The sequence below is a fragment of the Modestobacter versicolor genome, assembly GCF_014195485.1.
Taxonomy (GTDB): Bacteria; Actinomycetota; Actinomycetes; order Mycobacteriales; family Geodermatophilaceae; genus Modestobacter; species Modestobacter versicolor.
Genome location: NZ_JACIBU010000001.1, coordinates 3,214,863 through 3,236,525 on the forward strand (window position 1 = coordinate 3,214,863; position 21,663 = coordinate 3,236,525).

At 75.6% G+C, this 21,663-nt stretch carries 22 protein-coding genes and 1 riboswitch; of the genes, 16 read left to right on the forward strand and 6 right to left on the reverse strand.

The window, feature by feature from the left end; all coding sequences use genetic code 11:
• Positions 1–115: 115 nt before the first annotated feature.
• The 7 genes from FHX36_RS15675 (at position 116) to FHX36_RS15705 (ending at position 5,816) form a co-directional block, all read left to right on the forward strand.
• Positions 116–1,198, forward strand: a complete 1,083-nt coding sequence (locus FHX36_RS15675; protein WP_183513887.1) for a hypothetical protein — start codon at positions 116–118, stop codon at positions 1,196–1,198.
• A gap of 141 nt (positions 1,199–1,339) precedes the next feature.
• Positions 1,340–1,627: a 30S ribosomal protein S6 gene (gene rpsF, locus FHX36_RS15680; RefSeq protein ID WP_110552526.1), complete on the forward strand. Its 288-nt coding sequence runs from the start codon at positions 1,340–1,342 to the stop codon at positions 1,625–1,627.
• 2 nt (positions 1,628–1,629) lie between these two features.
• On the forward strand, positions 1,630–2,127 hold the full coding sequence (locus FHX36_RS15685; RefSeq protein ID WP_110552525.1) for a single-stranded DNA-binding protein: 498 nt from the start codon (positions 1,630–1,632) through the stop codon (positions 2,125–2,127).
• Between the two features lie 33 nt (positions 2,128–2,160).
• Positions 2,161–2,397 carry a 30S ribosomal protein S18 gene (gene rpsR, locus FHX36_RS15690; protein ID WP_110552524.1) on the forward strand — a complete coding sequence of 79 codons (237 nt, stop codon included), beginning with the start codon at positions 2,161–2,163 and terminating at the stop codon, positions 2,395–2,397.
• Position 2,398: 1 nt separating this feature from the next.
• The gene (rplI, locus tag FHX36_RS15695; protein ID WP_110552523.1) at positions 2,399–2,854 is read left to right on the forward strand and encodes a 50S ribosomal protein L9; all 456 of its coding nucleotides are present in this window, start codon (positions 2,399–2,401) and stop codon (positions 2,852–2,854) included.
• 600 nt (positions 2,855–3,454) lie between these two features.
• Positions 3,455–4,825 carry a replicative DNA helicase gene (dnaB, locus tag FHX36_RS15700; RefSeq protein WP_181428780.1) on the forward strand — a complete coding sequence of 457 codons (1,371 nt, stop codon included), beginning with the start codon at positions 3,455–3,457 and terminating at the stop codon, positions 4,823–4,825.
• Between the two features lie 106 nt (positions 4,826–4,931).
• Entirely contained in the window at positions 4,932–5,816 is an 885-nt protein-coding gene (locus FHX36_RS15705) for an HNH endonuclease family protein (RefSeq protein WP_110552521.1), read from the forward strand.
• A gap of 20 nt (positions 5,817–5,836) precedes the next feature.
• On the opposite strand, the gene FHX36_RS15710 is transcribed toward FHX36_RS15705, so the two are convergent.
• Both FHX36_RS15710 and FHX36_RS23045 read right to left on the reverse strand, forming a co-directional pair.
• Positions 5,837–6,295, reverse strand: coding sequence for a cupin domain-containing protein (locus tag FHX36_RS15710; protein ID WP_110552520.1), 459 nt, complete (start codon positions 6,293–6,295; stop codon positions 5,837–5,839).
• 9 nt (positions 6,296–6,304) lie between these two features.
• Positions 6,305–6,895 carry a class I SAM-dependent methyltransferase gene (locus FHX36_RS23045; protein WP_110552519.1) on the reverse strand — a complete coding sequence of 197 codons (591 nt, stop codon included), beginning with the start codon at positions 6,893–6,895 and terminating at the stop codon, positions 6,305–6,307.
• 102 nt (positions 6,896–6,997) lie between these two features.
• Between FHX36_RS23045 and FHX36_RS15720 the strand changes: the two genes are divergently transcribed.
• Both FHX36_RS15720 and FHX36_RS15725 read left to right on the forward strand, forming a co-directional pair.
• Positions 6,998–8,344 carry a DNA polymerase IV gene (locus FHX36_RS15720; RefSeq protein ID WP_110552518.1) on the forward strand — a complete coding sequence of 449 codons (1,347 nt, stop codon included), beginning with the start codon at positions 6,998–7,000 and terminating at the stop codon, positions 8,342–8,344.
• A gap of 50 nt (positions 8,345–8,394) precedes the next feature.
• Positions 8,395–9,339: a tetratricopeptide repeat protein gene (locus FHX36_RS15725; RefSeq protein WP_183513888.1), complete on the forward strand. Its 945-nt coding sequence runs from the start codon at positions 8,395–8,397 to the stop codon at positions 9,337–9,339.
• 4 nt (positions 9,340–9,343) lie between these two features.
• Here the strand turns inward: FHX36_RS15725 and thiD are convergent, their stop codons facing one another.
• The 3 genes from thiD to thiM form a co-directional block, all read right to left on the reverse strand.
• A complete protein-coding gene (thiD, locus tag FHX36_RS15730) occupies positions 9,344–10,174 on the reverse strand; it encodes a bifunctional hydroxymethylpyrimidine kinase/phosphomethylpyrimidine kinase (RefSeq protein ID WP_110552516.1) in 831 nt (276 codons plus the stop codon).
• Positions 10,171–10,836 (reverse strand): thiamine phosphate synthase, encoded by a 666-nt coding sequence (gene thiE / locus FHX36_RS15735; RefSeq protein WP_110552515.1) that lies wholly within the window; start codon positions 10,834–10,836, stop codon positions 10,171–10,173. The genes thiD and thiE overlap by 4 nt, the downstream gene beginning before the upstream one ends.
• The gene (gene thiM / locus FHX36_RS15740; protein WP_110552514.1) at positions 10,836–11,624 is read right to left on the reverse strand and encodes a hydroxyethylthiazole kinase; all 789 of its coding nucleotides are present in this window, start codon (positions 11,622–11,624) and stop codon (positions 10,836–10,838) included. Before thiM ends, thiE begins: the two co-directional genes overlap by 1 nt.
• A riboswitch (TPP riboswitch) is annotated at positions 11,618–11,711 on the reverse strand. It overlaps the preceding gene by 7 nt.
• Before the next feature lie 80 nt (positions 11,712–11,791).
• On the opposite strand from thiM, the gene FHX36_RS15745 reads away from it, so the two are divergent.
• From FHX36_RS15745 to FHX36_RS15760, 4 genes are all read left to right on the forward strand, one after another.
• A complete protein-coding gene (locus FHX36_RS15745) occupies positions 11,792–12,394 on the forward strand; it encodes a hypothetical protein (protein WP_146251610.1) in 603 nt (200 codons plus the stop codon).
• Entirely contained in the window at positions 12,391–13,791 is a 1,401-nt protein-coding gene (locus tag FHX36_RS15750; RefSeq protein WP_183513889.1) for a LamG-like jellyroll fold domain-containing protein, read from the forward strand. The genes FHX36_RS15745 and FHX36_RS15750 overlap by 4 nt, the downstream gene beginning before the upstream one ends.
• Before the next feature lie 126 nt (positions 13,792–13,917).
• Positions 13,918–15,294: an HNH endonuclease signature motif containing protein gene (locus FHX36_RS15755; RefSeq protein ID WP_246405498.1), complete on the forward strand. Its 1,377-nt coding sequence runs from the start codon at positions 13,918–13,920 to the stop codon at positions 15,292–15,294.
• A 19-nt stretch (positions 15,295–15,313) separates the two neighbouring features.
• Positions 15,314–15,766, forward strand: coding sequence for a GNAT family N-acetyltransferase (locus FHX36_RS15760; protein WP_110553732.1), 453 nt, complete (start codon positions 15,314–15,316; stop codon positions 15,764–15,766).
• 25 nt (positions 15,767–15,791) lie between these two features.
• Here FHX36_RS15760 and FHX36_RS15765 read toward each other — a convergent pair whose 3' ends face one another.
• Positions 15,792–17,627: a helicase gene (locus FHX36_RS15765; protein ID WP_110553730.1), complete on the reverse strand. Its 1,836-nt coding sequence runs from the start codon at positions 17,625–17,627 to the stop codon at positions 15,792–15,794.
• A 109-nt stretch (positions 17,628–17,736) separates the two neighbouring features.
• On the opposite strand from FHX36_RS15765, the gene FHX36_RS15770 reads away from it, so the two are divergent.
• From FHX36_RS15770 to FHX36_RS15780, 3 genes are all read left to right on the forward strand, one after another.
• Positions 17,737–18,579, forward strand: coding sequence for an alpha/beta fold hydrolase (locus tag FHX36_RS15770; RefSeq protein WP_110553728.1), 843 nt, complete (start codon positions 17,737–17,739; stop codon positions 18,577–18,579).
• On the forward strand, positions 18,576–20,297 hold the full coding sequence (bluB, locus tag FHX36_RS15775; RefSeq protein WP_183513891.1) for a 5,6-dimethylbenzimidazole synthase: 1,722 nt from the start codon (positions 18,576–18,578) through the stop codon (positions 20,295–20,297). Before FHX36_RS15770 ends, bluB begins: the two co-directional genes overlap by 4 nt.
• Positions 20,298–20,361: 64 nt before the next feature.
• A complete protein-coding gene (locus FHX36_RS15780) occupies positions 20,362–21,660 on the forward strand; it encodes a PP2C family protein-serine/threonine phosphatase (protein WP_220036122.1) in 1,299 nt (432 codons plus the stop codon).
• The last annotated feature ends 3 nt before the right edge of the window (positions 21,661–21,663 follow it).

Consider the following 21,663-nt stretch of genomic DNA (forward strand, 5'->3'; position numbering starts at 1 on the left):
CTCCCCGCCGGGCGGGCGTATCGCGGAGCGCCTAGGGTCGTTGACCCCGTGACGGGGAGCACGTCCGGCGGGTGACCGGCGGGCGCGAGCGGGAGGGGTGGGCGTGCAGGGTCGCATGCGCAGCGGTGGGGTCGGCCGGACGGCACGGCGGGCGGTCGCGGTGGCCGTGCTCGGCGCGCTGGCGGTGCTGACCGGCTCCGTGTTGTCCGCTCCGGTCGCCGGCGCGGCGCCGACCGCCACCGTCGAGGTCAGGGACCTGACCCCGCCCCTGGTGAGCATCGACCCGGGCGGCACGGTCACCTTCGTCAACCTGGTCCAGGACAAGACCGTCCAGGTCGGCGGCGGCGGGCTGCTCCCCTCGCTGGTGACCGTCGTGGTGCACACCGACGTCGCGCTCACCCTCCCCTCCGGCCAGCACCCGCTGAAGCCGGGCGAGTCCTGGGCCGAGCGGTTCGACCGCAGCTGCCTGGTCGGCTGCGCCATCACCTACACCTACCGGGCCGAGGTGCCGGGCAGCTCGGTCGTCGGCTCGCTGCTGAGCACCGTGACCGGCAAGGCGCTCGCGACGCTGCCGCAGAGCCAGGTGGTCGGCTACGACGGCCAGCAGACCACCGTCACCCTCGGCGTCCCGACGCCCTTCCTGGTCAACACGATCGTGCCGCTGCCCAACCTGCCCTCGGTCGACCTGCCGCAGCTGCCCGCGGTGACGGTCCCGGTCCCCGGCGCACCCGTCCCCGGCGTCCCGGCGCCGGAGCTGCCGGCCACCGAGCAGCCCGCCGGTGGGGGCACCGAGCAGCCGGCCGCCGTCCTGCCGCCCCCGGTGGGCGGCACGGGGTACGCCTACGGCACCCCGAGCGGCGCCGCCCAGCTGTCGCCGACCTCGGCCGCCGGCACGGCGTTCGACCCGTCCCGTCTCGGGGTGCCCGGCTCGGTGGCCGGCGCGGGCCCGGCGTCCGCCAGCGGGGGCTCCGGCAGCGGGGGCCTGGCCGGTGGACCGGACGGCTCCGGTGCGCCGACGTACGGTGCGCTGGCCGGTCTGGGCAACCCGCTGGACGAGAGCGGCGAGGACGTCTCGGTCGCCTCGGACGACGCGGCGCTGCCGGCCCCCGGGCTGAGCGTCCCGGCGCTGCTGGCGGTCATCGCGCTGGCCGGCACCTCGTCGGCGCTGGTCAAGGTCCGCCGCGCCCGGCGTCCCTGAGAGCCGCGCTGGTAGCCTGTGCGGTGCGCGTCCCGACCGATGCCCGCTCCTGCGGGTCACCGACGGGACGTGCGACGCGTGTACGACCCTCCTGCTGCAGATGTACTGCGGCCGCTGAGACCAGAGGAGGTGGGGTTCTCCGTGCGTCACTACGAACTGATGATCATCCTCGACCCCGAGCTCGAGGAGCGGACCATCGCTCCCAGCCTGGACCGGTTCCTGACCGTCGTCACCAACTCCGGTGGCACCGTCAAGACCGAGATCTGGGGCCGCCGTCGGCTGTCCTACGAGATCAAGAAGAACGTCGAGGGCATCTACGCCATCGTCGACATCCAGGCCGAGCCCGCCGCCGTGGCCGAGCTGGACCGCCAGCTCAACCTCAACGAGTCGGTGCTCCGGACCAAGCTGATGCGCCCCGAGGCCCACTGACCATGGCCGGCGAGACCGTCATCACCGTCATCGGGAACCTGACGGCCGACCCGGAGCTGCGGTTCACGCCGTCCGGCGCCGCCGTCGCCAACTTCACCGTCGCCTCGACCCCCCGCACCTTCGACCGCCAGTCGCAGGAGTGGAAGGACGGCGAGGCGCTGTTCCTGAGGTGCAACGTCTGGCGCCAGGCCGCCGAGAACGTCGCGGAGTCGCTGACCCGCGGTTCGCGGGTCATCGTGTCCGGTCGCCTCAAGCAGCGTTCCTTCGACACGAAGGAAGGCGAGAAGCGCACCGTCATCGAGCTCGAGGTCGACGAGATCGGCCCCTCGCTCCGCTACGCCACGGCCAAGGTCACCCGCGCTGCCCGCTCCGAGGGCGGCGGCGGCGGTGGCTTCGGTGGCGGTGGCGGCGGCAACAGCGGCGGTGGCAGCTTCTCCGGTGGCGGTGCCAGCGACCCCTGGTCGACCCCGCCGGCGTCCTCCGACGAGCCCCCCTTCTGATCCACCTCCCTGTACTGATCTCTGGAGAACCCAGTGCCCAAGCCCCCCGTTCGCAAGCCCAAGAAGAAGGTCTGCCAGTTCTGCAAGGACAAGGCGACCGGCGTCGACTACAAGGACACGACCCTGCTGCGGAAGTTCATCTCCGACCGCGGCAAGATCCGTGCCCGCCGCGTCAGCGGCAACTGCAGCCAGCACCAGCGTGACGTCGCCGTGGCCGTGAAGAACAGCCGCGAGATGGCCCTGCTGCCCTACACCTCCACGGCGCGCTGACATGAGCGCGACGAAGCTGATCCTGACCCAGGAGGTCAACGGCCTCGGCTCTGCCGGGGACACCGTCGAGGTGAAGGGCGGGTACGCCCGCAACTACCTCCTGCCCCGCGGGCTGGCCATCGTGGCCACCCGGGGTGCCGAGAAGCAGGTCGAGAGCCTGCGCCGGGCGCGTGCCGCCCGGGACGTCCGGACCCTCGAGGAGGCCCAGGCGGTCGCCGCGCGGCTGTCCGGGCTCACCGTCACGCTGCCGGCCCGCTCCGGAGACGGTGGCCGGCTCTTCGGCCGGATCACCACCGCCGACGTCGCCGCTGCGGTCACCGCCGCTGGTGGCCCGGAGCTCGACCGCCGCCGGATCGAGCTGCCCAGCAGCATCAAGAGCGTGGGCACCCACACCGTCACGGTGCGGGTCCACCCGGAGGTCAACGTCCCGGTCACCCTGGACGTGGTCGCCGGCTGACAGCGCCAGCACTGCCCACGAGGGGCGTCGGACTCCGGTCCGGCGCCCCTCGTGGCGTTCCCGGGACCGTCCGCCGCCACCGGCGGCCACCGGCCGTCCACAGCCCTCGCGGGTCGTCTGCCCGCTGACCGGGCCGCCGGTCGACATGTCCACAGGCTGTGCAGATCGACGTGCACAGCGGCGGTGGACGGCGGCCGGGCCGGGGGGCCGCCGGCGCGGTGCGTGGGGCCGGTGGGACGACACGACACGCCCGGGCGCAGGCGACACGGGGGCAATCCAGGACTTTCCCGCGTCCACAGGGTGGGAGTGGTCGCCGCGCAGGTGGAGGCCGGGTTGCCGGGAGGTGTCCGGCGTCCGTCCCCCCGGCCCTCCACACGGTCACCGTGCTCGTCCACCGACATGTCCACATGTTGTGCAGAACCCTGCGCACAGGCGGTGTTGGACCTGGCCGCAGAAGCTTCCTAACGTCCACCCCGCTGCCACCGGGCGCGAACTGTCGGCGCCCGGTGGTAGGTACACGTCGAACAGTTGTTCGACAGGGACATGCGCCCACCCGGCCGGCACACCCGCCGGGTCCTGGGCGAAGAGGGAGGAACGTCAGTGGCGGTCGTCGACGACATCAGCAGGCCGAGGGCCGCGGCTCCGGAGTACGACCGCCAGCCCCCTCAGGACGTCGCAGCCGAGCAGTCGGTGCTGGGCGGCATGCTGATGTCCAAGGACGCCATCGCCGACGTGGTGGAGGTCCTGCACGGCGCCGACTTCTACCGCCCGGCCCACCAGGTCGTCTTCGACGTGATCCTCGACCTCTACGGGCGCGGTGAGCCGGCCGACGCGATCACCGTCGCCGCCGAGCTGAACCGCACCGACCAGCTGTCGAAGATGGGCGGTGCGGTCTACCTGCACACGCTGATCGCCTCCACCCCCACCGCGGCCAACGCCGGCTACTACGCCGCGATCGTCGCCGAGCAGGCCGTGCTGCGCCGGCTGGTCGAGGCCGGCACCCGGGTGGTCCAGCTGGGCTACGGCGCGGCCGGCGGCAAGGGCGACGTCGACGACATCGTCGACCGGGCGCAGCAGGAGATCTACGACGTCACCGAGAAGCGGATGAGCGAGGACTACTCCCGGCTGGCCGACGTCCTGCAGCCCACGATGGACGAGCTGGACGCGATCGCCTCCCGCGGTGGCGTCAGCCGCGGTGTCCCGACCGGCATCCGCGACCTCGACGAGCTGACCAACGGCCTGCAGGCCGGCCAGATGGTCGTCATCGCCGCCCGTCCCGGTGTCGGCAAGAGCACCCTGGGGCTGGACATCGCCCGCTCCGCGACGGTGAAGCACCACCTGCCGGCGGCGATCTTCTCGCTCGAGATGAGCAAGCACGAGATCACCATGCGCCTGCTGTCGGCGGAGGCGAAGGTGCCGCTGCACCACATGCGCGCCGGCACGCTGTCCGACGAGGACTGGTCGAAGCTGGCCCGTCGGATGGGCGAGATCGCCGACGCCCCGCTCTACATCGACGACTCGCCGAACATGACGATGATGGAGATCCGGGCCAAGGCGCGGCGGCTCAAGCAGCGCAACGACCTCAAGCTCATCGTCATCGACTACCTCCAGCTGATGACCTCGGGCAAGAAGGTCGAGAGCCGCCAGCAGGAGGTCTCGGAGTTCTCCCGTGCGCTGAAGCTGCTGGCCAAGGAGCTGGAGCTGCCGGTCATCGCGATGAGCCAGCTGAACCGCGGGTCCGAGCAGCGTCAGGACAAGAAGCCGATGCTGTCCGACCTCCGCGAGTCCGGCTCGATCGAGCAGGACGCCGACATGGTGATGATGATCCACCGCGAGGACATGTACGAGAAGGAGTCCCCGCGGGCCGGCGAGGCCGACATCATGCTGGTCAAGCACCGCAACGGCCCGACCGCGAACGTCACCGTCGCCTTCCAGGGCCACTACTCGCGCTTCGTCGACATGGCCAACTGACCGGCCCGTCCACCCGACCGCCGCGCGACACGGCCGTCCGAGGTCCCCGGGGAGCGCCGCTCGCGCGCCTAGCGTCGAGAGCCGACCGACTCCCCGGGGGCTCCACGTGAAACAGCGCTACGCCGCGCTCGCCGTCCTGGCGGTGCTGGCCACCGCCGGCTGCCAGCCCGGCGAGGTGGGCGCCACCCCGCCGGCTCCCGACGCGGTGTCCGAGGCCGCCGAGCAGGCCTCGGCGAGCGCCCCGGTCGCCGGGCAGGCCGCCACCGACGTCCTCGCGACGCTTGCGGTCAAGGGCCGCGCGCCGAAGACCGGCTACGACCGCGACCAGTTCGGCCCGCAGTGGGCCGACGTCGACCGCAACGGCTGCGACACCCGCAACGACGTGCTGGCCCGCGACCTGACCGCCGAGGCGTTCAAGCCCGGCACCCGGGACTGCGTGGTGCTCAGCGGCACCCTGGCCGACCCGTACACCGGCACCACCATCGCCTTCGAGCGAGGCGACGGCAGCAGCGTGGACATCGACCACGTGGTGGCGCTCAGCGACGCCTGGCAGACCGGCGCCTTCGGGTGGGACGAGGCCCGGCGGACTGCCTTCGCCAACGACTCGCTCAACCTGCTGGCCGTCGACTACTCGGCCAACCGGCAGAAGGGCGACGGCGACGCCGCGACCTGGCTGCCCGGCAACCGCGGCTACCGGTGCGCCTACGTCGCGCGCCAGGTGGCGGTCAAGGCCGCCTACGAGCTGTGGGTGACCCCGGCCGAGCACGACGCCATCGCCCGGGTGCTGGGGGACTGCCCCGGTGAGCCGGTGCCCGCGCCGACCACGCCGGCCCCGGCCCCGGCCCCGGCGGACGTTCCCGCGGGAACGCCGGCCCAGCCCTTCGAGAACTGCGCCGCCGCCCGCGCAGCGGGTGCGGCACCGCTGCACCGCGGCGACCCCGGCTGGTCCGACGGCATGGACGGCGACGGGGACGGCGTCGCCTGCGAGTGAGGCCAGGCGGCGCGAGTGGCTCAGTCGTGCAGGTTGAGCTGGTCGTGCTGCAGCGCGAACGCGTCGATCTCCGCGGTGGTCGGCGTCCGGCCGTCCGCGTGGAGCTCCAGCAGCCCGGTGAAGTACTCCTCCCGCGGGATCCCCGGGGTGAACAGGATGAGGAAGCGAGCCCCGACGTCCGGCCCGGCCGAACGGAACGCGTGCACCCCGGACCGGGGCACGTAGACGAGGTCGCCCGCGTGCGCCGTCGTCCACCCGTCGTCGGCCAGCACGTCCAACGAGCCCTCGAGCACGTGGAAGGACTCGCTGAACGTGCGGTGCAGGTGCGGGCCCGGGCCGCTGCCGCCGGGGGCCATGGTGACCTCGAACAGGCCGTAGTCGCCGCGGGTCTGGCTGCCGGTGGCGACGAACCGGGTGCGGCCGGCCGAGGGCTGGTCCGCGCGCCGGGAGAAGGTCGCCGGGTCGGGGAGGAACGTCATGCCAGGTGCCTACACCCGGCGGAGCACCGCCACCAGGAAGTCCCCGTCCGGGGCGTAGGGCCGCAGGTCCCAGGTCGACAGCAGGACGTCGGGCACCAGCCCACCGGCGCGGGCGTCGTCCAGGAACTCCTCGAACGGGTACCCGCGCCCGGCGCCGAAGCCGATCGCCGCCCGCCCGTCGGGGACCAGGTGCGCCGCGAACCGCCGCAGCACCTCCCGCCGGGTGCTGGGGGCCAGGAACGCCATCACGTTGCCGGCGCAGACGATGCCGTCGAACTGCTCGCCGAGGTCGAGCTCGGCCAGGTCGCCGACGATCCACCGCGGTCCGGGGTGGTCCTCCTCCGCGGCGGCGATCAGCACCGGGTCGCCGTCGACGCCCACCACGGTGTGCCCGGCGTCGGCCAGGACCGCCCCGACCCGGCCGGGCCCGCAGCCGGCGTCCAGCACCCGGGCGCCGCGCGGCAGCAGGGCGTCGACCAGCCGGGCCTCACCGGCCAGGTCGGCGCCCTGGGCGGCCAGCGTGCGGAACCGCTGGACGTAGGCGGCCGAGTGCCCGGGGTCGGCCTGGGTGATCTGCGTCCACGCGCTGGGTTCCGTCACGGGTCCATCCTCGCCTGCGCGCTCCCGTTGTACCGGCGGGGCATCATCGAGGGTCGGGTCCGGCGACGGCGGGACGGGTGACGGCGGGGAGGTGGGGACGGCGTGCGGCGCGAGCCGAGCATCATGCACCTCGACCTCGACGCCTTCTTCGCCGCCGTCGAGCAGCGCGACAAGCCCTCGCTGCGCGGCCGGCCGGTGGTCGTCGGCGGCACCGGCGGTCGCGGCGTGGTCTCCACCGCCTCCTACGAGGCCCGCGCGTTCGGGGCCCGCAGCGCCATGCCCACCGCCGAGGCCCGGCGGATCTGCCCACCCGGCACCGCCTTCCTCGGGCCGCGGTTCGCCGCGTACAAGCGCACCTCGGACGTCGTCATGACGATGCTGCGCGAGCTGTCCCCGCTGGTCGAGCCGGTCTCCATCGACGAGGCCTACGTCGACCTGGCCGCCGGCGACCACGACCTGTCCGTGGCCGGGGTGACCGCGCTGGCCGAGGACCTCAAGGCGCGGCTGGCCGTGGCCACCGGCGGGGTCACCGGGTCGGTGGGCATCGGCACCTCCAAGTCGCTGGCGAAGATCGGCTCGGAACTGGACAAGCCCGACGGGCTGACCGTCGTCCCGGCCGGCAGCGAGCTCGACGTGCTGCACCCGCTGCCGGTGCGCAGCCTCGGCGGGGTCGGCCCGGCGACCGCCGAGCGGCTCGCGCAGGTGAAGGTGAAGACCGTCGGCGACCTGCACCGGATGACGCTGGTCGACCTCACCACCCTGGTCGGCCAGGCGCACGGTGCCGGCCTGTACCGGCTGGCCCGGGCCGACGACGACCGCCCGGTGATCACCGACCGGGAGGCGAAGTCGGTCAGCGCGGAGGAGACGTTCGCCCGCGACCTCACCGACCCGGCCCGGCTGACCGCTGAGATCGACGCGCTGGCCGAGCGGGTGGGCTCGCGGCTGCAGCGGTCGGGCACCTCCGGGCGCACGGTCACGCTCAAGGTCCGCCGCTACGACTTCACCACGCTCACCCGCTCGCTCACCCTGCCCCAGCCCGTCGACGACCCCCGGCAGATCGCCGAGGTGGCCCGCCGGCTGCTGGCGGCGGTCGACCGCAGCGGTGGCCTGCGGCTGCTCGGCGTCGGCGTCTCCGGGCTCTCCCCGTACGCCCAGGGCGACCTGTTCGCCGAGGCGGTGGAGCAGGCGGAGGAGACCACCGAGCTGCCGGCCGAGCCGGTGCCCGCCGACCCGGCGCCGGGGCCCGCGGTCGTGGCCTGGTACCCCGGCCAGGACGTCGTCCACCCCGACCACGGTGCGGGCTGGGTGTGGGGCAGCGGGCTGAACCGGGTCACCGTGCGGTTCGAGGGTCCGCGGACGCCGCCGGGCCGGGTGCGCACCCTCGCCGCCGACGACCCGGACCTCCAGCCGGCCGACCCACCCGACTGGACCACCCCTGTCGGGGGGTGACCCCCCTCAGGTCGTGGGCGGACGCCCCTCGGCACGGCAGACTCCCTGCCGTGCCCGCACCCCGAGACGACGACGACCTGGACGTCGACGCACTGATCGACCGCGGGTGCGAGCTGGCCGACCTCGGCGAGCACGAGCAGGCCGTCGTCCTCTTCCGCCGCGCGGCGGTGGGCGGCGACCCGGTGGCCCTGTTCGACCTCGGCAACAGCCTGAGCGCCCTGGGCCGCTGGGCGGAGGCCGTGGAGGTGCACCGGGAGGCCGCCGACGCCGGTGAGGACGACGCCTGGCTGAACCTGGCCCACGACCTGCGCCGGCTCGGCCGCTGGGCGGAGGCCGAGCACGCGGCCCGCCAGGCGGTCGACTGCGGCGACCCGAACGGCTGGGCGGTGCTGGCCGACACCCTGCGGGTGCAGCGCGGCGCCGCGGAGGCCGAGCGCCAGCTCCGCGGGGCCGCCGGTCGCGGGAACGCCTCGGCGGCCCTGGAGCTGGCCTACGACCTGCGCGAGTCCGGGCGCCAGCTGGAGGCCTGGCACTGGGTGCAGGTGGCGGCGGACGCCGGTGACGACGTCGCGGCGGCCACCCTGGCCTGCTGGCGCTGGGACGAGACCCGCGACCCCTCGCTGGAGCCGCTGCTGCGCGCCGGCGTCGCCGTCTACGAGCACGCCCGCACCAGCCTGTCCCACCTGCTCCGCGGCACCGACCGCGTCGAGGAGGCCCGGGCGCTGCTCGAGGAGGGCGCGCTGCACGGCGAGGTCGCCAGCTGGCTGCCGCTGGGCAACCTCTACCGCGACGAGCTGGACGACGACATCGCCGCCGAGGCCGCCTACCGGGCCGGCATCGAGGGCGGTGACCTGCACTCCCACCACAACCTGGGCGTGCTGCTGCTCGACGCCGGTGACGTCGACGGCGCCATCGAGCACTTCTCCATCGCCGCCGCAGGCGGCGACGACCTGGCCGCCCGGGTGCTGCGCGAGGTCCTGGCCGAAGAGGACTAGCGCCTCAGGCCGGCCACCAGCCGGCGAAGTGGTGCACCGGGCCGTGCCCGGACCCCACCTCCAGCGCTGCGCCGGCGACCAGCGCGGCCTGCAGGTAGTCGCGGGCGCCCTCGACCAGCGGCGCCCACTCGGTCGGCTGGTCCGGCGCGGCCAGCCGGGTGCGGGCGGCCAGCGCCGCCAGCGCCGAGGAGAGCGTGCAGCCGGTGCCGTGGGTCGACGTGGTGTCCACCCGCGGCCGGCGGGTCTGCAGCACCCCGTCGGTGGTGACCAGCACGTCGACGCTCTCCGCGCCGCCGAGGTGCCCGCCCTTGAGGAGCACCGCGCCCGGGCCGAGGGCCAGCAGCGCCTGGGCCTGGGGCGCCAGCTCCTCGACCGTCGTCGCCGGCGCCACGTCCAGCAGCGCGGCGGCCTCCGGCACGTTCGGCGTGATCAGGTCGGTGACCGGCAGCAGCACCGTGCGGACGGCGTCGACCGCGTCCTCGGAGATCAGCCGGTCGCCGCTGGTGGCCACCATGACCGGGTCGCAGACCACCGGGCCGGACGGGCGGTCGGCGAGCACCGCGGCCACCTCGCGCACGACCTCCGCCGTCCCGAGCATGCCGAGCTTGGTGGCGTGCACGGTGACGTCGGCCAGCAGCGTGCGCAGCTGCTCCCCCACGAACTCCGCCGGGACGGCGTGCACCCCGGTGACGCCGCGGGTGTTCTGCGCGGTCAGCGCGGTGAGCACCGCGGTGCCGTAGGCGCCCAGCGCGCTGAAGGTCTTCAGGTCGGCCTGGACCCCGGCCCCGCCGCTGGGGTCGCTGCCGGCCACGGTGAGCGCGACGGCCGCCGTCACGCCGGCACCCGCTCCCCGGCGAGCGCGGCGCGCAGCGTGCGGGCGGCGGCCGCGGGGTCGGCGGCCGCGCAGACGTCGGAGACCACGCAGATGCCGTCGACCCCGGTCGCGGCGACCGCGGCGGCGGTGTCCGCGTGGATGCCGCCGATCGCCACCGACGTCAGCCCGCCGGCCCGGGCCCGGGCGGCGAGCGCGCGGGTGCCCTCCAGGCCCAGCGCCGCCCCGGTGTCGGGCTTGGTGGGCGTCGACCACACCGGGCTCAGGCCGACCAGGTCGACGGTGCCCGCGGGGAGCGCCAGCACGTCGTCCAGCTCGGCCGCCGAGCCCACCGACACCCCGATCAGCGCGTTCGGCCCGAGCAGGTCCCGCACCTCGGGCGCGGGCAGGTCGTCCTGGCCGACGTGCACGCCGTCCGCGCCGGTCAGCAGCGCGACGTCCACGGCGTCGTTGACGATCAAGCGCACCGACGGCGTCGCCGCGAGCACCGCCTGCACCGCGCGGGTGAGCGCCAGCAGCTCGCGGCGGCTCGCCGTCTTGTCCCGCACCTGGACGGCGGTCACCCCGCCGGCCACCGCAGCGGCCACCACCTCCGGCACCGACCGGGGCGCGCACAGCGCGGTGTCGGTGACCAGGTAGAGCGTCGGGTCGAACGGGCGGGACATCAGGACAGCTGGGCGCGGAGCAGGGTCTCGCCGTCCACGGCGTCCAGCGCGTCCAGCCAGCGGATCGCGAACGTGCCCGGCCCGTCGGCGAGCGCGGCCGCGGCCTCGGCCGCCAGCGCGACGTGCGCGTGGGCGGCGACCGTGGCGGTCACCAGGTCACCGGCGGTGGCGACGTAGGCGGCGACGATCGCGCCGAGCGCGCAGCCGGCGCCGGTGGTGCGGGTCAGCAGCGGCGAACCGCCGCCCACCCGGACGACGGTGTCCCCGTCGGTGACGACGTCGACCGGACCGCTGACCGCGACCACCCCGCGGGTGCGCCGGGCCAGCTCGCCGGCGGCCTCCAGCGCGTCGTCCGGGTCGGCGGTGCTGTCGACGCCCCGCCCGCCCTTGCCGGCACCGGCCAGCGCCAGCACCTCCGAGGCGTTGCCGCGGACGACCGTGGGGCGCAGCTCGACCAGGTCGGCGGCGAGCTCGGTGCGGAAGGTCAGCCCGCCGACCGCGACCGGGTCGAGCACCCAGGGGGTGCCGGCCTCGTTGGCCGCCCGCGCGGCCAGCCGCATCGCCTCGGCGGTGCGCTGCTGCACGGTGCCCACGTTCACCAGCACCGCGGAGGCGATGGCGGCGAACTCCCCGGCCTCGGCCGGGTCGTCGACCATGGCCGGCGCGGCCCCGATGGCCAGCAGCGCGTTGGCGGTGATGGTCTGCACCACCGTGTTGGTCAGGCAGTGCACCAGGGGTGCGGAGTCGCGCAGCGCCGTGGAGGCAGCACGCAGAGAGGTGGCGTCCATCGCCGGGCCATCCCTTCGCCAGTGTCAGCTGGAGCAGGTTCGACGGGTGTGATCTCAGTCCCCGGTGGGACACCCCGTGCCGGCCAGCGACGCTAGCACCGCTCGCCGTCACCCGGTCGGGTGATGCCCGGGCTCAACGTCGCGCCCCGACCGGTCGATGGGTGGGCGTGAGGTCCCGTCTGCGCCGCCACCGGCGGCCGCGCTCTGCGCGCACCGCGGCAGCCGTCGCCGCGGGCAGCTCGCTCGTGCTCGCCGCGGGGCTGGTCTGGCACTCCGCCTACGCCGGCTTCAGCGACTCGACCACGCCCAAGGCGCTGCCCACGGTCAGCACCGGCACCCTGACCCTCACCGACGACGACTCCGCGGTGCGGATGTTTACCGCCACCGGCCTCAAGCCCGGCGCCACGGCCACCGAGTGCATCGCCGTCACCGCCAGCGGGTCGCCGTCCACCGTGCGGCTCTACGGCACCGGCCGGAGCACCACCAACGGGCTGGCCGGCCAGCTGGCCCTCACCGTGGCCGTCGGCACCGGCGGCAGCAGCAGCACCTGCGCCGGCTTCACCACCTCCGGCGCGGCCGCCTACACGGGCACCGTGGCCGCCTTCCCGACCGACAGCTGGGCGGTCGGCGTCGGCAGCTGGACGACGACCGGCGGCGCCCCGACCACCCGCGTCTACCGGATCAGCTACACGCTGCCGGCGTCCACGCCGAACAGCGTGCAGAGCGGTACCGCCACGCTCACCTTCGTCTGGGAGGCCCGGACCCGGTGACCGCTCCCCTGCCCCCGACCTGGCGCGCCTCCCGTGCCGCCCTCGTGCTCAGCACGGTGGCCCGCGCGCTGCTGGGCACGCTGGCGTTGCTGCTGCTCGCCTCCGTCGCGCCCACCGCCGTCGGCTGGGAGACCAGCGTCGTGCTCTCCGGCTCGATGGAGCCAGGCGTCTCCCCCGGTGACGTCGCCGTCGTCCGGCCGGTGGCCGCCGCGGAGCTGGCGGTCGGCCAGGTGCTGCTCGTCGACGACCCGGCCGCGCCCGGCCAGCTGCGGCTGCACCGGCTCGTCGGCATCGAGGACGGCGGCCTGCAGCTGCAGGGCGACGCCAACGCGTCCCCGGACCCGCAGCTCGTCGACCCCTCCGCCGTCCACGGGGTCGGGGCCCTGCGGCTGCCCGCTCTCGGCCTGCCGGTGCTGTGGGCCACCGAGGGGCAGCTGCTGCCGCTGGCCGGCAGCGCCGCCGTCCTGGCCGCGCTCGTCGCCCTGGCCCTGCTGCACCGGGCACCCGAGGACCCCGACCGCCCGGCTCCCCCGGCACCCCGCGGTCGCCGGCGGCTCGGCCGGGCCGGCCGCGTCGTGGTGCCGGCGACGGCGCTGGGGCTCACCGCACTGCTGGGCGTGCTGCCCGGGCTCTCCGCCGCCGGGGCGACGTTCACCGCGACCACCGCCAACGACGCGAACACCTGGGCCGCCGCCCGGTACTTCAGCTGCACCTCCGCCGGCGCCAGCGCGCCCGCCTACCTGGCCCTGCAGGAGTCCGCCGGGCCGACCGCGGTCAACAGCGGGATCTACGCCGGGTCGGTGAACGGCTTCTACAGCAGCACCGGGGTGACCTACCGGGTGCCCGGGCCGGTCTGCGGTGGCGACGGCAAGGCGGTCCGGCTCAACGGCAGCTCCGGGTACGTGTACTCGACGTCGGCCGTCTCCAACCCGCAGGTGTTCAGCGTCCAGCTGTGGTTCGCCACCTCCACGACCAGCGGCGGCAAGCTCATCGGCTTCGGCAACGGCACCAACGGCGCGGCGTCCAGCCAGTACGACCGGCACGTCTACATGACCAACTCCGGCAAGCTGACCTTCGGCGTGTACGACGGCGACCACGAGACGACGACGTCGCCGGGCTCGTACAACAACGGCGCCTGGCACCAGATGACGGCGACCTTCTCCCCCGACACCGGGCTGCGGCTCTACGTGGACGGCGCCCTGGTGGCCTCCCGCCGGCAGGCGACCAGCGCCGAGGTCTTCACCGGGTTCTGGCGGGTCGGCTACGACACGATCGGCACCAACTGGGCGGGCACGCCGGACAGCCCGTACTTCGCCGGCTCGGTCGCGCACGTGGGCGTCTGGACGACGGTGCTCACCGCCGACGACATCGCCGCCCAGTACGCCGCGGTCGGCTGAGTTCCCGCCGTCGGCTGACGTCCCCGCGGTCGGCTGACGGTCCCGCGGTCGGCTGACGTTCCCGCGGGAACGCCCGGCGCCCCGCTGACCAGCGGTCCTGTCGCACCCCGGTCCTAGCGTCGGGCCATGGGAGCAGTCATGGCGTTCGACGGAGCACCGGCCGTGCGGTCGGTCGAGGAGCTGGGCCGGGAGATCAGGTCCGGTGCCGTGCGGCTGGCGGCGGCGACCGCAGCCTGGTTGGAGCTGGTCGCCGAGTTCGACGAGCGCGAGGGCTGGGGCGAGGTCGGCGTCCAGAGCTGCGCGCACTGGCTGGCCTGGCAGTGCGGGATGAGCCCGGGCGCCGCACGGGAGCACGTCCGGGTGGCCCGCTCGCTCCGCGGGCTGCCGGTCACCGCGGCAGCGTTCTCGGCGGGCCGGCTCTCCTACTCCAAGGTCCGGGCGATCACCCGGGTCGCCGATGCGGGCACCGAGATCGAGCTGGTCGAGCTGGCCACGCACGCCACGGCCTCCCAGGTGGAGCGGGTGGTCCGGGCCTGGCGCCGCTCCGACGAGGTGGACGAGGGCCGGGTCGCCGAGAAGCGGTCCTTCCAGTGGCACTGGGACGCCGACGGCATGCTGACCCTGCAGGTCCGGATGGACGGAGAGTCGGGTGCTGCGCTGCTGGCGGCGGTCGAGTCGCTGGCCGAACGGGACGCCCGCCGGGAACGGGCGGCTGCGACGCGGGCGGCGGCAACGGACCAGGCGCCGGTCGACGACTGCCCCGCCGACCCGGACGCGTTCCCGCGGGAACGGATGAGCGCCCGGCGCTGCCGGGCGCTGGGCCAGCTGGCCGAGGCCGCCGCCGACGCCGACCGGCGGGCGGGCGACCCGCCGCGCCGGGAGGTCGTGGTGCACGTGGACGCCGACGTGCTGGCCGACGACGCCGCCGCGGGGCGGGCCCACCTGGAGGGCGGTCCGGCGCTGGCGCCGGCCCAGGTGCGGCGGATGGTGTGCGAGGCGGCCCTGACGGTGATCGTCGAGCGGGACGGCCAGCCGCTCGCGCTGGGCCGGCGCCGCCGGCTGGCCACCAGGGCGCAGCGCCGCGCGCTGCTGGCGCGTGACGGCGGCTGCGCCCGCCCGGGCTGCACCGAGACCCGGATCGAGCGGTTGCACGCCCACCACCTGCGGCCCTGGCGGCTGGGTGGCCGCACGGACGTCTCGGGGATGGTGCTGCTGTGCGACGTCGACCACGGCCTGGTGCACGACGAGGAGCTGGTGATGACCCGCCGGGGCCGCGAGCTGGTGGTGCACGACCGCACCGGTCGGCGGGTCTGGGCACCGGCCGACACGGCCTTCCTCGACGGGGTCCCGGCAGCGGCGCGGGGTGCAGGCCCGCTGCTGACCCTGGTCCCGGGCCCGGCGAGCGGGACGGAGATGCCGGCCGGCGGGGAGCGGATAGACCTGCAGCACGTCGTCTGGGCGCTGCTGGTCCACCGGGACCACCTCCGGCGAACGGCTGCCTGAGGCTTGCGACGATGGGCGGGTGACCGCTGCACCCCTCCTGCGCGAGGCGCCCTTCACCGAGCTGACCCCGACCGAGCTCTACGGCATCCTGCGGCTGCGGGTCGACGTCTTCGTGGTCGAGCAGAACTGCCCGTACCCCGAGCTCGACGGGCGGGACACCGAGCCCACCACCGTGCACCTGTGGCACGAGGCGGCCGACGGCACGGTGCTGTCCACGATCCGGGTGCTGGTCAACGGCGAGGACCGGGCGATCGGCCGGGTCGCCACCGCCGAGAGCGCCCGCGGCCAGGGCCTCTCCGCCCAGCTCGTACAGCGGGGCATCGAGCTGTGCGCCGGCCGGACCATCGACATCGGCGCCCAGGCGTACCTGGAGCGCTGGTACGAGCGGTTCGGCTTCCGCCGCTCCGGCCCGGACTACGTCGAGGACGGGATCCCGCACCTGCCGATGCGGCTGGCCGGCGCCGCCCGCTGACGGCTCCGTCGCCCCCGCTGGCCGCTCAGTCGCTGCCGGTGAGCGACGTCGCCGGCAGCCAGTCAGCCTCGAGCAGCTCGGCGATCTGCTGCAGCCCGGCGGTGTCGCCGCCGGCGGTCGACCCGGTGACCGCCAGCCGCTCCACCATCACCCGGGCGACGTCCTCCTCGACCGTGTCGGAGGCGAAGGCGACCCGCCACGGGGACACCTGGTGGTCGCGGTGGGTGCGGCCGGTGACCTGGCGCGCGGCGATCCCGGAGAACCGCGGCTGGTGGAACAGCCCCACCCGCGGGGTGGTCGACGCGGTCTGCCCGCCGGGCAGCAGCTCGCCGGCGTGCAGGCTGATCGAGGCGGTCACCGTGAAGACGCAGACCGGCGCCTCGCCGGTCTGGAACCGCAGCCGCTCGGCCTCCACGTCGAAGCGGTCCCGGCCGTAGATGCCGGCCACCGCGATGCCGCCGTCCAGCAGCGCCTCGCGGATCGGGTCGGCCGCCGTCTCCACGAACTCCACCGAGACCGCCACCTGCCGATCGGCCTCCACCTGCGCCTTCACCCAGTCGACGGTGGCCGCCGCCCGGATCAGCCCGGCCTTCTGCCGGAACCGCAGCAGCGCTGCGCGGCCGCGGGCGGTCTCCCGCTTGCGCCGGGCCAGCTGCATCTCGGCGCGGAACTCCGACCACTCCGCCTCGTACTGCGCGCGCTCGGCCGGGGTCAGCTCGACCGGGGTGCCGGTGACGCTCACCGGTCCCCACGGCGCCGGCCGGTGCAGGGTCGCCGGCGGGTCGGTGTCGGCGAGCCAGCGGCGCAGCGTGGCCAGGTCGGCCCGGCGCTCGTCGGCGTCCTCGGTCCAGCTCCACCCGTAGCGCGCACGTTCCACGTGGAACCCGTGCGCGGCCAGCCGGGTGGGCAGGTCCGACCACTCCTTCAGAGGCTCGCCGTGCACGGCCGCGAAGTGTGGCGCCAGGTAGGGCAGCTCCAGCGGGGTGTGCGCCGGGGTCGCCGTGGCGAGCAGGACGAACGGGGCGTCCTTCACCCGGCCGGCCCCGGACACCGCCTTCCAGTGCTTCCAGCGCTGCGTCGTCGTGTGCCGCACCATGTGCGCCTCGTCGGCGATCACCACGTCGAACCGGGTGCCGGTCGCCTTCATCAGCCCGGCCACCTTGCCCAGCCGGTCCCAGGTGGTCACGCACCAGCGCAGCCCGCCGTCCCCGAACGCGGCGATCGAGCGCGCCCAGTGCGGCACGGTGATCGCCGCCGGGCGGTCGGCCACCACGAGCACGGAGCGCACCGGGCGCTGGTCGGCGACCTGCTGCACCGCGAGCACCGCGGTGCCGGTCTTGCCCACGCCCGGGTCGTCGCCGAGCAGGAACATCCGCCCCCCGGCGGCGGCGTGTGCGGCGATCACCCGCGCACCGGTCACCTGCTCGGCCCGGGGGGTCATCGGGCGGGCCGGCGGAACCGGGCGCGGCTCGGCGTTGAGCTCGTCCTCGACGAACCGCTCGTAGGAGTACGGGCCGGGGTCGTAGGGCGCCAGCGCGGCCGGCAGGGACGGGCCGACGTACACGTGCGCGGACAGCCCGGCGTGCCAGCTCGCGCCCGGCGCCGGGGCGCGGAACGGGACGGCGAGCACCCACACCCGCTCCCCCGCCCGGGCGACCGGCAGCTCGGCGCCCGGCTTGGCGGTGGGCTTGGCGGTGGGCTTGGTGGTGGGCTTGGTGGCGGCCTTGGTGGCCGGCTTGGCGGCCGCCCGGGTCCGAGGAGCAGCCTTCTTCGGTGCGGCCTTCTTCGCGGTGGCCGTGGTCGAGGCAGCGGACCGGGTGGTGCGGGACGAGCTGGACGAGCGCCGGCGGCGTCCGGGCACAGAGGTCTCCAGGGGAAGTCGGCGGCGTACCGGGAGGAGGCTAGGCGTGCCCACCGACGATCCCGGGGAGCGACATCGGCAGCGGCCGCGCGTCTGGTGGGATGAGGGCATGACCGACCCCATCCGGCTGGCGGCCCGCACGCTCGGCGACTCCGGGCCGCGGGTCGTCTTCGTGCACGGGCTGTTCGGTCAGGGCAGGAACTGGACGACGATCGCCCGACGGCTGGCCGAGGACGGCCACCGGGTCACCCTGCTGGACCTGCCCAACCACGGGCACTCGCCGTGGACCGACCGGGTCGACTACGGCGACATGGCCGAGTATGTCGCCGCCGAGCTGGCGGTGCTCGGTGACCCGGTGACGCTGGTCGGGCACTCGATGGGCGGCAAGGTCGCGATGCAGCTGGCGCTGCGCCGTCCGGAGCTGCTGCGCGCGCTGGTCGTCGTCGACATCGCCCCGGTCGACTACCCGGAGACCGGTGGCCGCACCGACGACCCGGACGAGGAGGCCTCGCCCTTCGCCGCGTTCATCGCCGCGATGCAGGCGGTGGACCTCGACCAGTTGCAGACCCGGGAGGAGGCCGACGCCGCGCTGCGCGACGCCGTCCCGAGCACGATGGTCCGGTCCTTCCTGCTGCAGAGCCTGGTGCGTGACGGCGTGGGGGCCGACGGCGGCTGGCGGTGGCGGCTGAACCTGGAGACCCTCGCCCGCGACCTGGGCGAGCTGCGCCGCTGGCCCGACCCGCCGCCCGGTGCGACCTTCGAGGGCCCGGTGCTGTGGATCGCCGGCGCCGGCTCCACCTACGTGCTCGACGAGGACCGGCCGCGGATGGACGCGCTGTTCCCGTCGACCCGGCTGGTGCGGGTCAAGCACGCCGGGCACTGGGTGCACTCCGAGCAGCCCGAGGTGTTCCTGGAGGCGGTCCGGCGGTTCCTCGCCCAGGTCGAGGGGTGACCTGGCCCCGGCCGGTCCCGCTCATCGGCGACGGCACCGCGGCCTCCGAGCGGGCCGCCGACCCGGCCGGCTGGGCGCTCCCCGAGGCCGACCGGGCGGGCCTCTACCGGGCGATCGGCGCGCGCCGGGACGTCCGCCGGTACCGCCCCGACCCGGTGCCCGACGAGGTGCTCACCCGGGTGCTCGCCGCCGCCCACCAGGCGCCGTCGGTGGGGCACAGCCAGCCGTGGCGCTTCGTCGTCGTCCGGGACGCCGCGCTGCGCGACCGGGCCGCCGTGCTCACCGACCGGGAGCGGCTGCGCCAGGCCGCCCAGCTGGAGCCGGAGGCCGGCGCGCGGCTGCTGGACCTGCAGCTGGAGGGCGTCCGCGAGGCGCCGCTGGGCGTCGTCGTCTGCTGCGACCGCCGGACGCCGGCGACCGGGGTGCTCGGCCGGGCGACCTTCCCCGACGCGGACCTGTGGAGCTGCGCCGCCGCGATCCAGAACCTCTGGCTGGCGGCCCGCGCCGAGGGGCTGGGTCTGGGCTGGGTGACCCTGTTCCGCCCCGACGAGCTCGCCGAGCTGCTCGGCCTGCCGGACGGCGTGGTCACCCTCGGCTGGCTGTGCCTGGGCTGGCCCGACGAGCGCCCGCCCGCGCCCGGGCTGGAGCGCGCGGCGTGGTCCCGGCGGCTCCCGCTCGCCGACGTCGTCCTGGCCGACCGCTGGCCGGCGGACGACGTCCCGGCTCCCCCGTCGCGGCTCCGGGCACCGGACCAGGCCAACGTGGTCGGCGCCCGGGACGACGCCGACCGGCTGCTCACCCCGCCGGGCTCGCTCGGTGTGCTGGACCGCGCCGTCGACCGGGCGGTCGCGCTCGGCCGGGCCGACCTGACCGGGGGCGTGCTGGTGCTGGCCGGTGCCGACCACCCGGTCGCCGCCGCCGGCGTCTCCGCCTACCCCGCCTCGACCACCCGGGACGTCGTGACCGCGGCCGTGGCGGGCGTGGCGCTGGGCGCGACGGCGGCCCGCTCGGCGGGGCTGGACCTGGTCGTGGTGGACGCCGGGGTGCTCGGCGGGCCGGTGCCCGGTGCGGTCGCGGCCCGCCCGCGGGACCCGCGCGGCGACCTGGCCGGCGCCCCGGCGATGACGGCGGCGGACGTCACCCGGCTGGTCGAGGCCGGGCGGCGGCTGGGCGTGGAGCACGGCGCCCGGGGGCTGGTGGCGCTCGGCGAGGTCGGCGTCGGCAACACCACCGTGGCGGCGGCGCTGGCCTGCGCGCTGTTGCACGTGGAACCAGCCGACGTCACCGGGCTCGGGGCCGGCGCGGACGCCGCGATGCTGGCCCGCAAGCTGCAGGTGGTGGCCGCCGCGGTGCACCGGGCGGGCACCGGGCTCGACCCGCGCACCGCCCTCGCCGAGCTCGGCGGCCCGGAGCTGGCCGTGCTGGCCGGGGTCGCGCTGGGTGCCGCGGAGGCCCGGGCGGTGGTCGTGGTCGACGGCTTCGCCACCTCGGTGGCCGCGCTGGTCGCCGTCCAGCTCGAACCAGCCGTGCAGTCCTCTCTGGTCGCCGGTCAGCGCAGCCGGGAGCGCGGGCACGACGCCGTCCTGCAGGCGCTGGGCTGCGAGCCGCTGCTGGACCTGCGGCTGCGGGCCGGGGAGGGCGTCGGCGCCGTGCTGGCCGCGAGCCTGCTGCTGCAGGGCCTCGCGCTGCGCCGCGGGACGGCCAGGGTCGACCGCTGACCCGCCCCAGGTCACCGGGTCGGGACGGATCCGCCAGGGGTCCATCGCCCGTAGCATGATCCGCGTGACCACGGACGAGGCAGGCGTGGTGCCGACCGACACCCGTCCGCTCCCGGTCATCACCCCGCTCCCGGCGGTCCCCGACCCCGCGTTCGAGCGCTTCGTCCGGCTGGTCCGCCGCCAGCTCGGCGTCCCGGTCGCGCTGGTGAGCCTGGTCGACGCCCAGGAGCAGGTGTTCCCCGGTGCCGCCGGGCTGCCCGAGCCGTACGCGTCCAGCCGGCGCACGCCGCTGACGCACTCGTTCTGCCAGCACGTGGTGACCGCGGGCGAGCCGCTGGTGGTCGAGGACGCCCGGGTGCACCCGCTGGTCCGGGACAACCTGGCCATCCGCGACCTCGCGGTGGTGGCCTACGCCGGGATGCCCCTGGTCGACGCGGACGGCGTCGTCGTCGGGTCGCTGTGCGCGATCCACGACCGGCCGCACCGGTGGTCGACCGACGAGCTCGCGGTGCTGGCCGACCTGGCCGACGCGTGCTCCTCGGAGCTGCAGCTGCGCACCATGCGCGACCGCGCCGACCAGGCCGCCCGCCGGGCCGCGGAGCAGTTCCGCCGCACGCAGGAGCTGCTCGAGGAGCGGTCCGGCGTCGCGGAGCAGCTGCAGCGGGCGATGCTCACCCGGCTGCCGCAGGGCGACGGGACGGCACTGGCCGCGCGGTACGTGCCCGCGCACTCCGGGGACGCCGTGGGCGGTGACTGGTACGACGCCTTCGGGACGGCGGACGGCGCGCTGGTGGTCGCGGTCGGCGACACGTCCGGGCACGACATCACCGCGGCGTCGGACATGGGCCAGCTGCGCACCCTGCTGCGCGGGTACGCCGTCGACCGCGACGAGCCGCCGTCGGAGACCGTCCGCCGGCTGGACCGAGCCATGGCGACGCTGTCGGTCGACACCCTGGCCACCGTCGTGCTGGGCCGCATCGAGCACCGCCCGGCCGGCGGTCACGTGCTGCGCTGGACGAACGCCGGGCACCCGCCGCCGCTGCTGCTGCACGCCGACGGGCGGGTCGACGTGCTCGGCACCCGGCCGGAGCTGCTCGTCGGCGTCCTCCCGGAAGCTGCCCGGACCGACCACCTGGCCGAGCTGCCGGCCGGCAGCACGCTGCTGTTCTACAGCGACGGCCTGATCGAGCAGCGCGCCGCCGGCCGGGACATCGACGCGGGCACCGCGCAGCTGGTGGAGGCGCTCGGCGGGCAGTCGCAGCTGCCCCTCGACGCGCTGCTGGACCGGGTGCTGGCGCGGGTCGTCGAGCCCCGGGACGACGACATCGTCGTCCTCGCCGTCCGGACCGACCCGCTGGCCTGACCC

Bases quoted from the DNA above. Each gene is read 5' to 3' on its own strand.
- thiM (WP_110552514.1), bottom strand. From the start codon at position 11,624: ATGGACGCCACCTCTCTGCGTGCTGCCTCCACGGCGCTGCGCGACTCC.
- FHX36_RS15755 (WP_246405498.1), top strand. From the start codon at position 13,918: ATGGGAGCAGTCATGGCGTTCGACGGAGCACCGGCCGTGCGGTCGGTC.
- FHX36_RS15770 (WP_110553728.1), top strand. From the start codon at position 17,737: ATGACCGACCCCATCCGGCTGGCGGCCCGCACGCTCGGCGACTCCGGG.
- FHX36_RS15675 (WP_183513887.1), top strand. From the start codon at position 116: ATGCGCAGCGGTGGGGTCGGCCGGACGGCACGGCGGGCGGTCGCGGTG.
- thiE (WP_110552515.1), bottom strand. From the start codon at position 10,836: ATGTCCCGCCCGTTCGACCCGACGCTCTACCTGGTCACCGACACCGCG.
- FHX36_RS15710 (WP_110552520.1), bottom strand. From the start codon at position 6,295: ATGACGTTCCTCCCCGACCCGGCGACCTTCTCCCGGCGCGCGGACCAG.
- FHX36_RS15685 (WP_110552525.1), top strand. From the start codon at position 1,630: ATGGCCGGCGAGACCGTCATCACCGTCATCGGGAACCTGACGGCCGAC.
- rplI (WP_110552523.1), top strand. From the start codon at position 2,399: ATGAGCGCGACGAAGCTGATCCTGACCCAGGAGGTCAACGGCCTCGGC.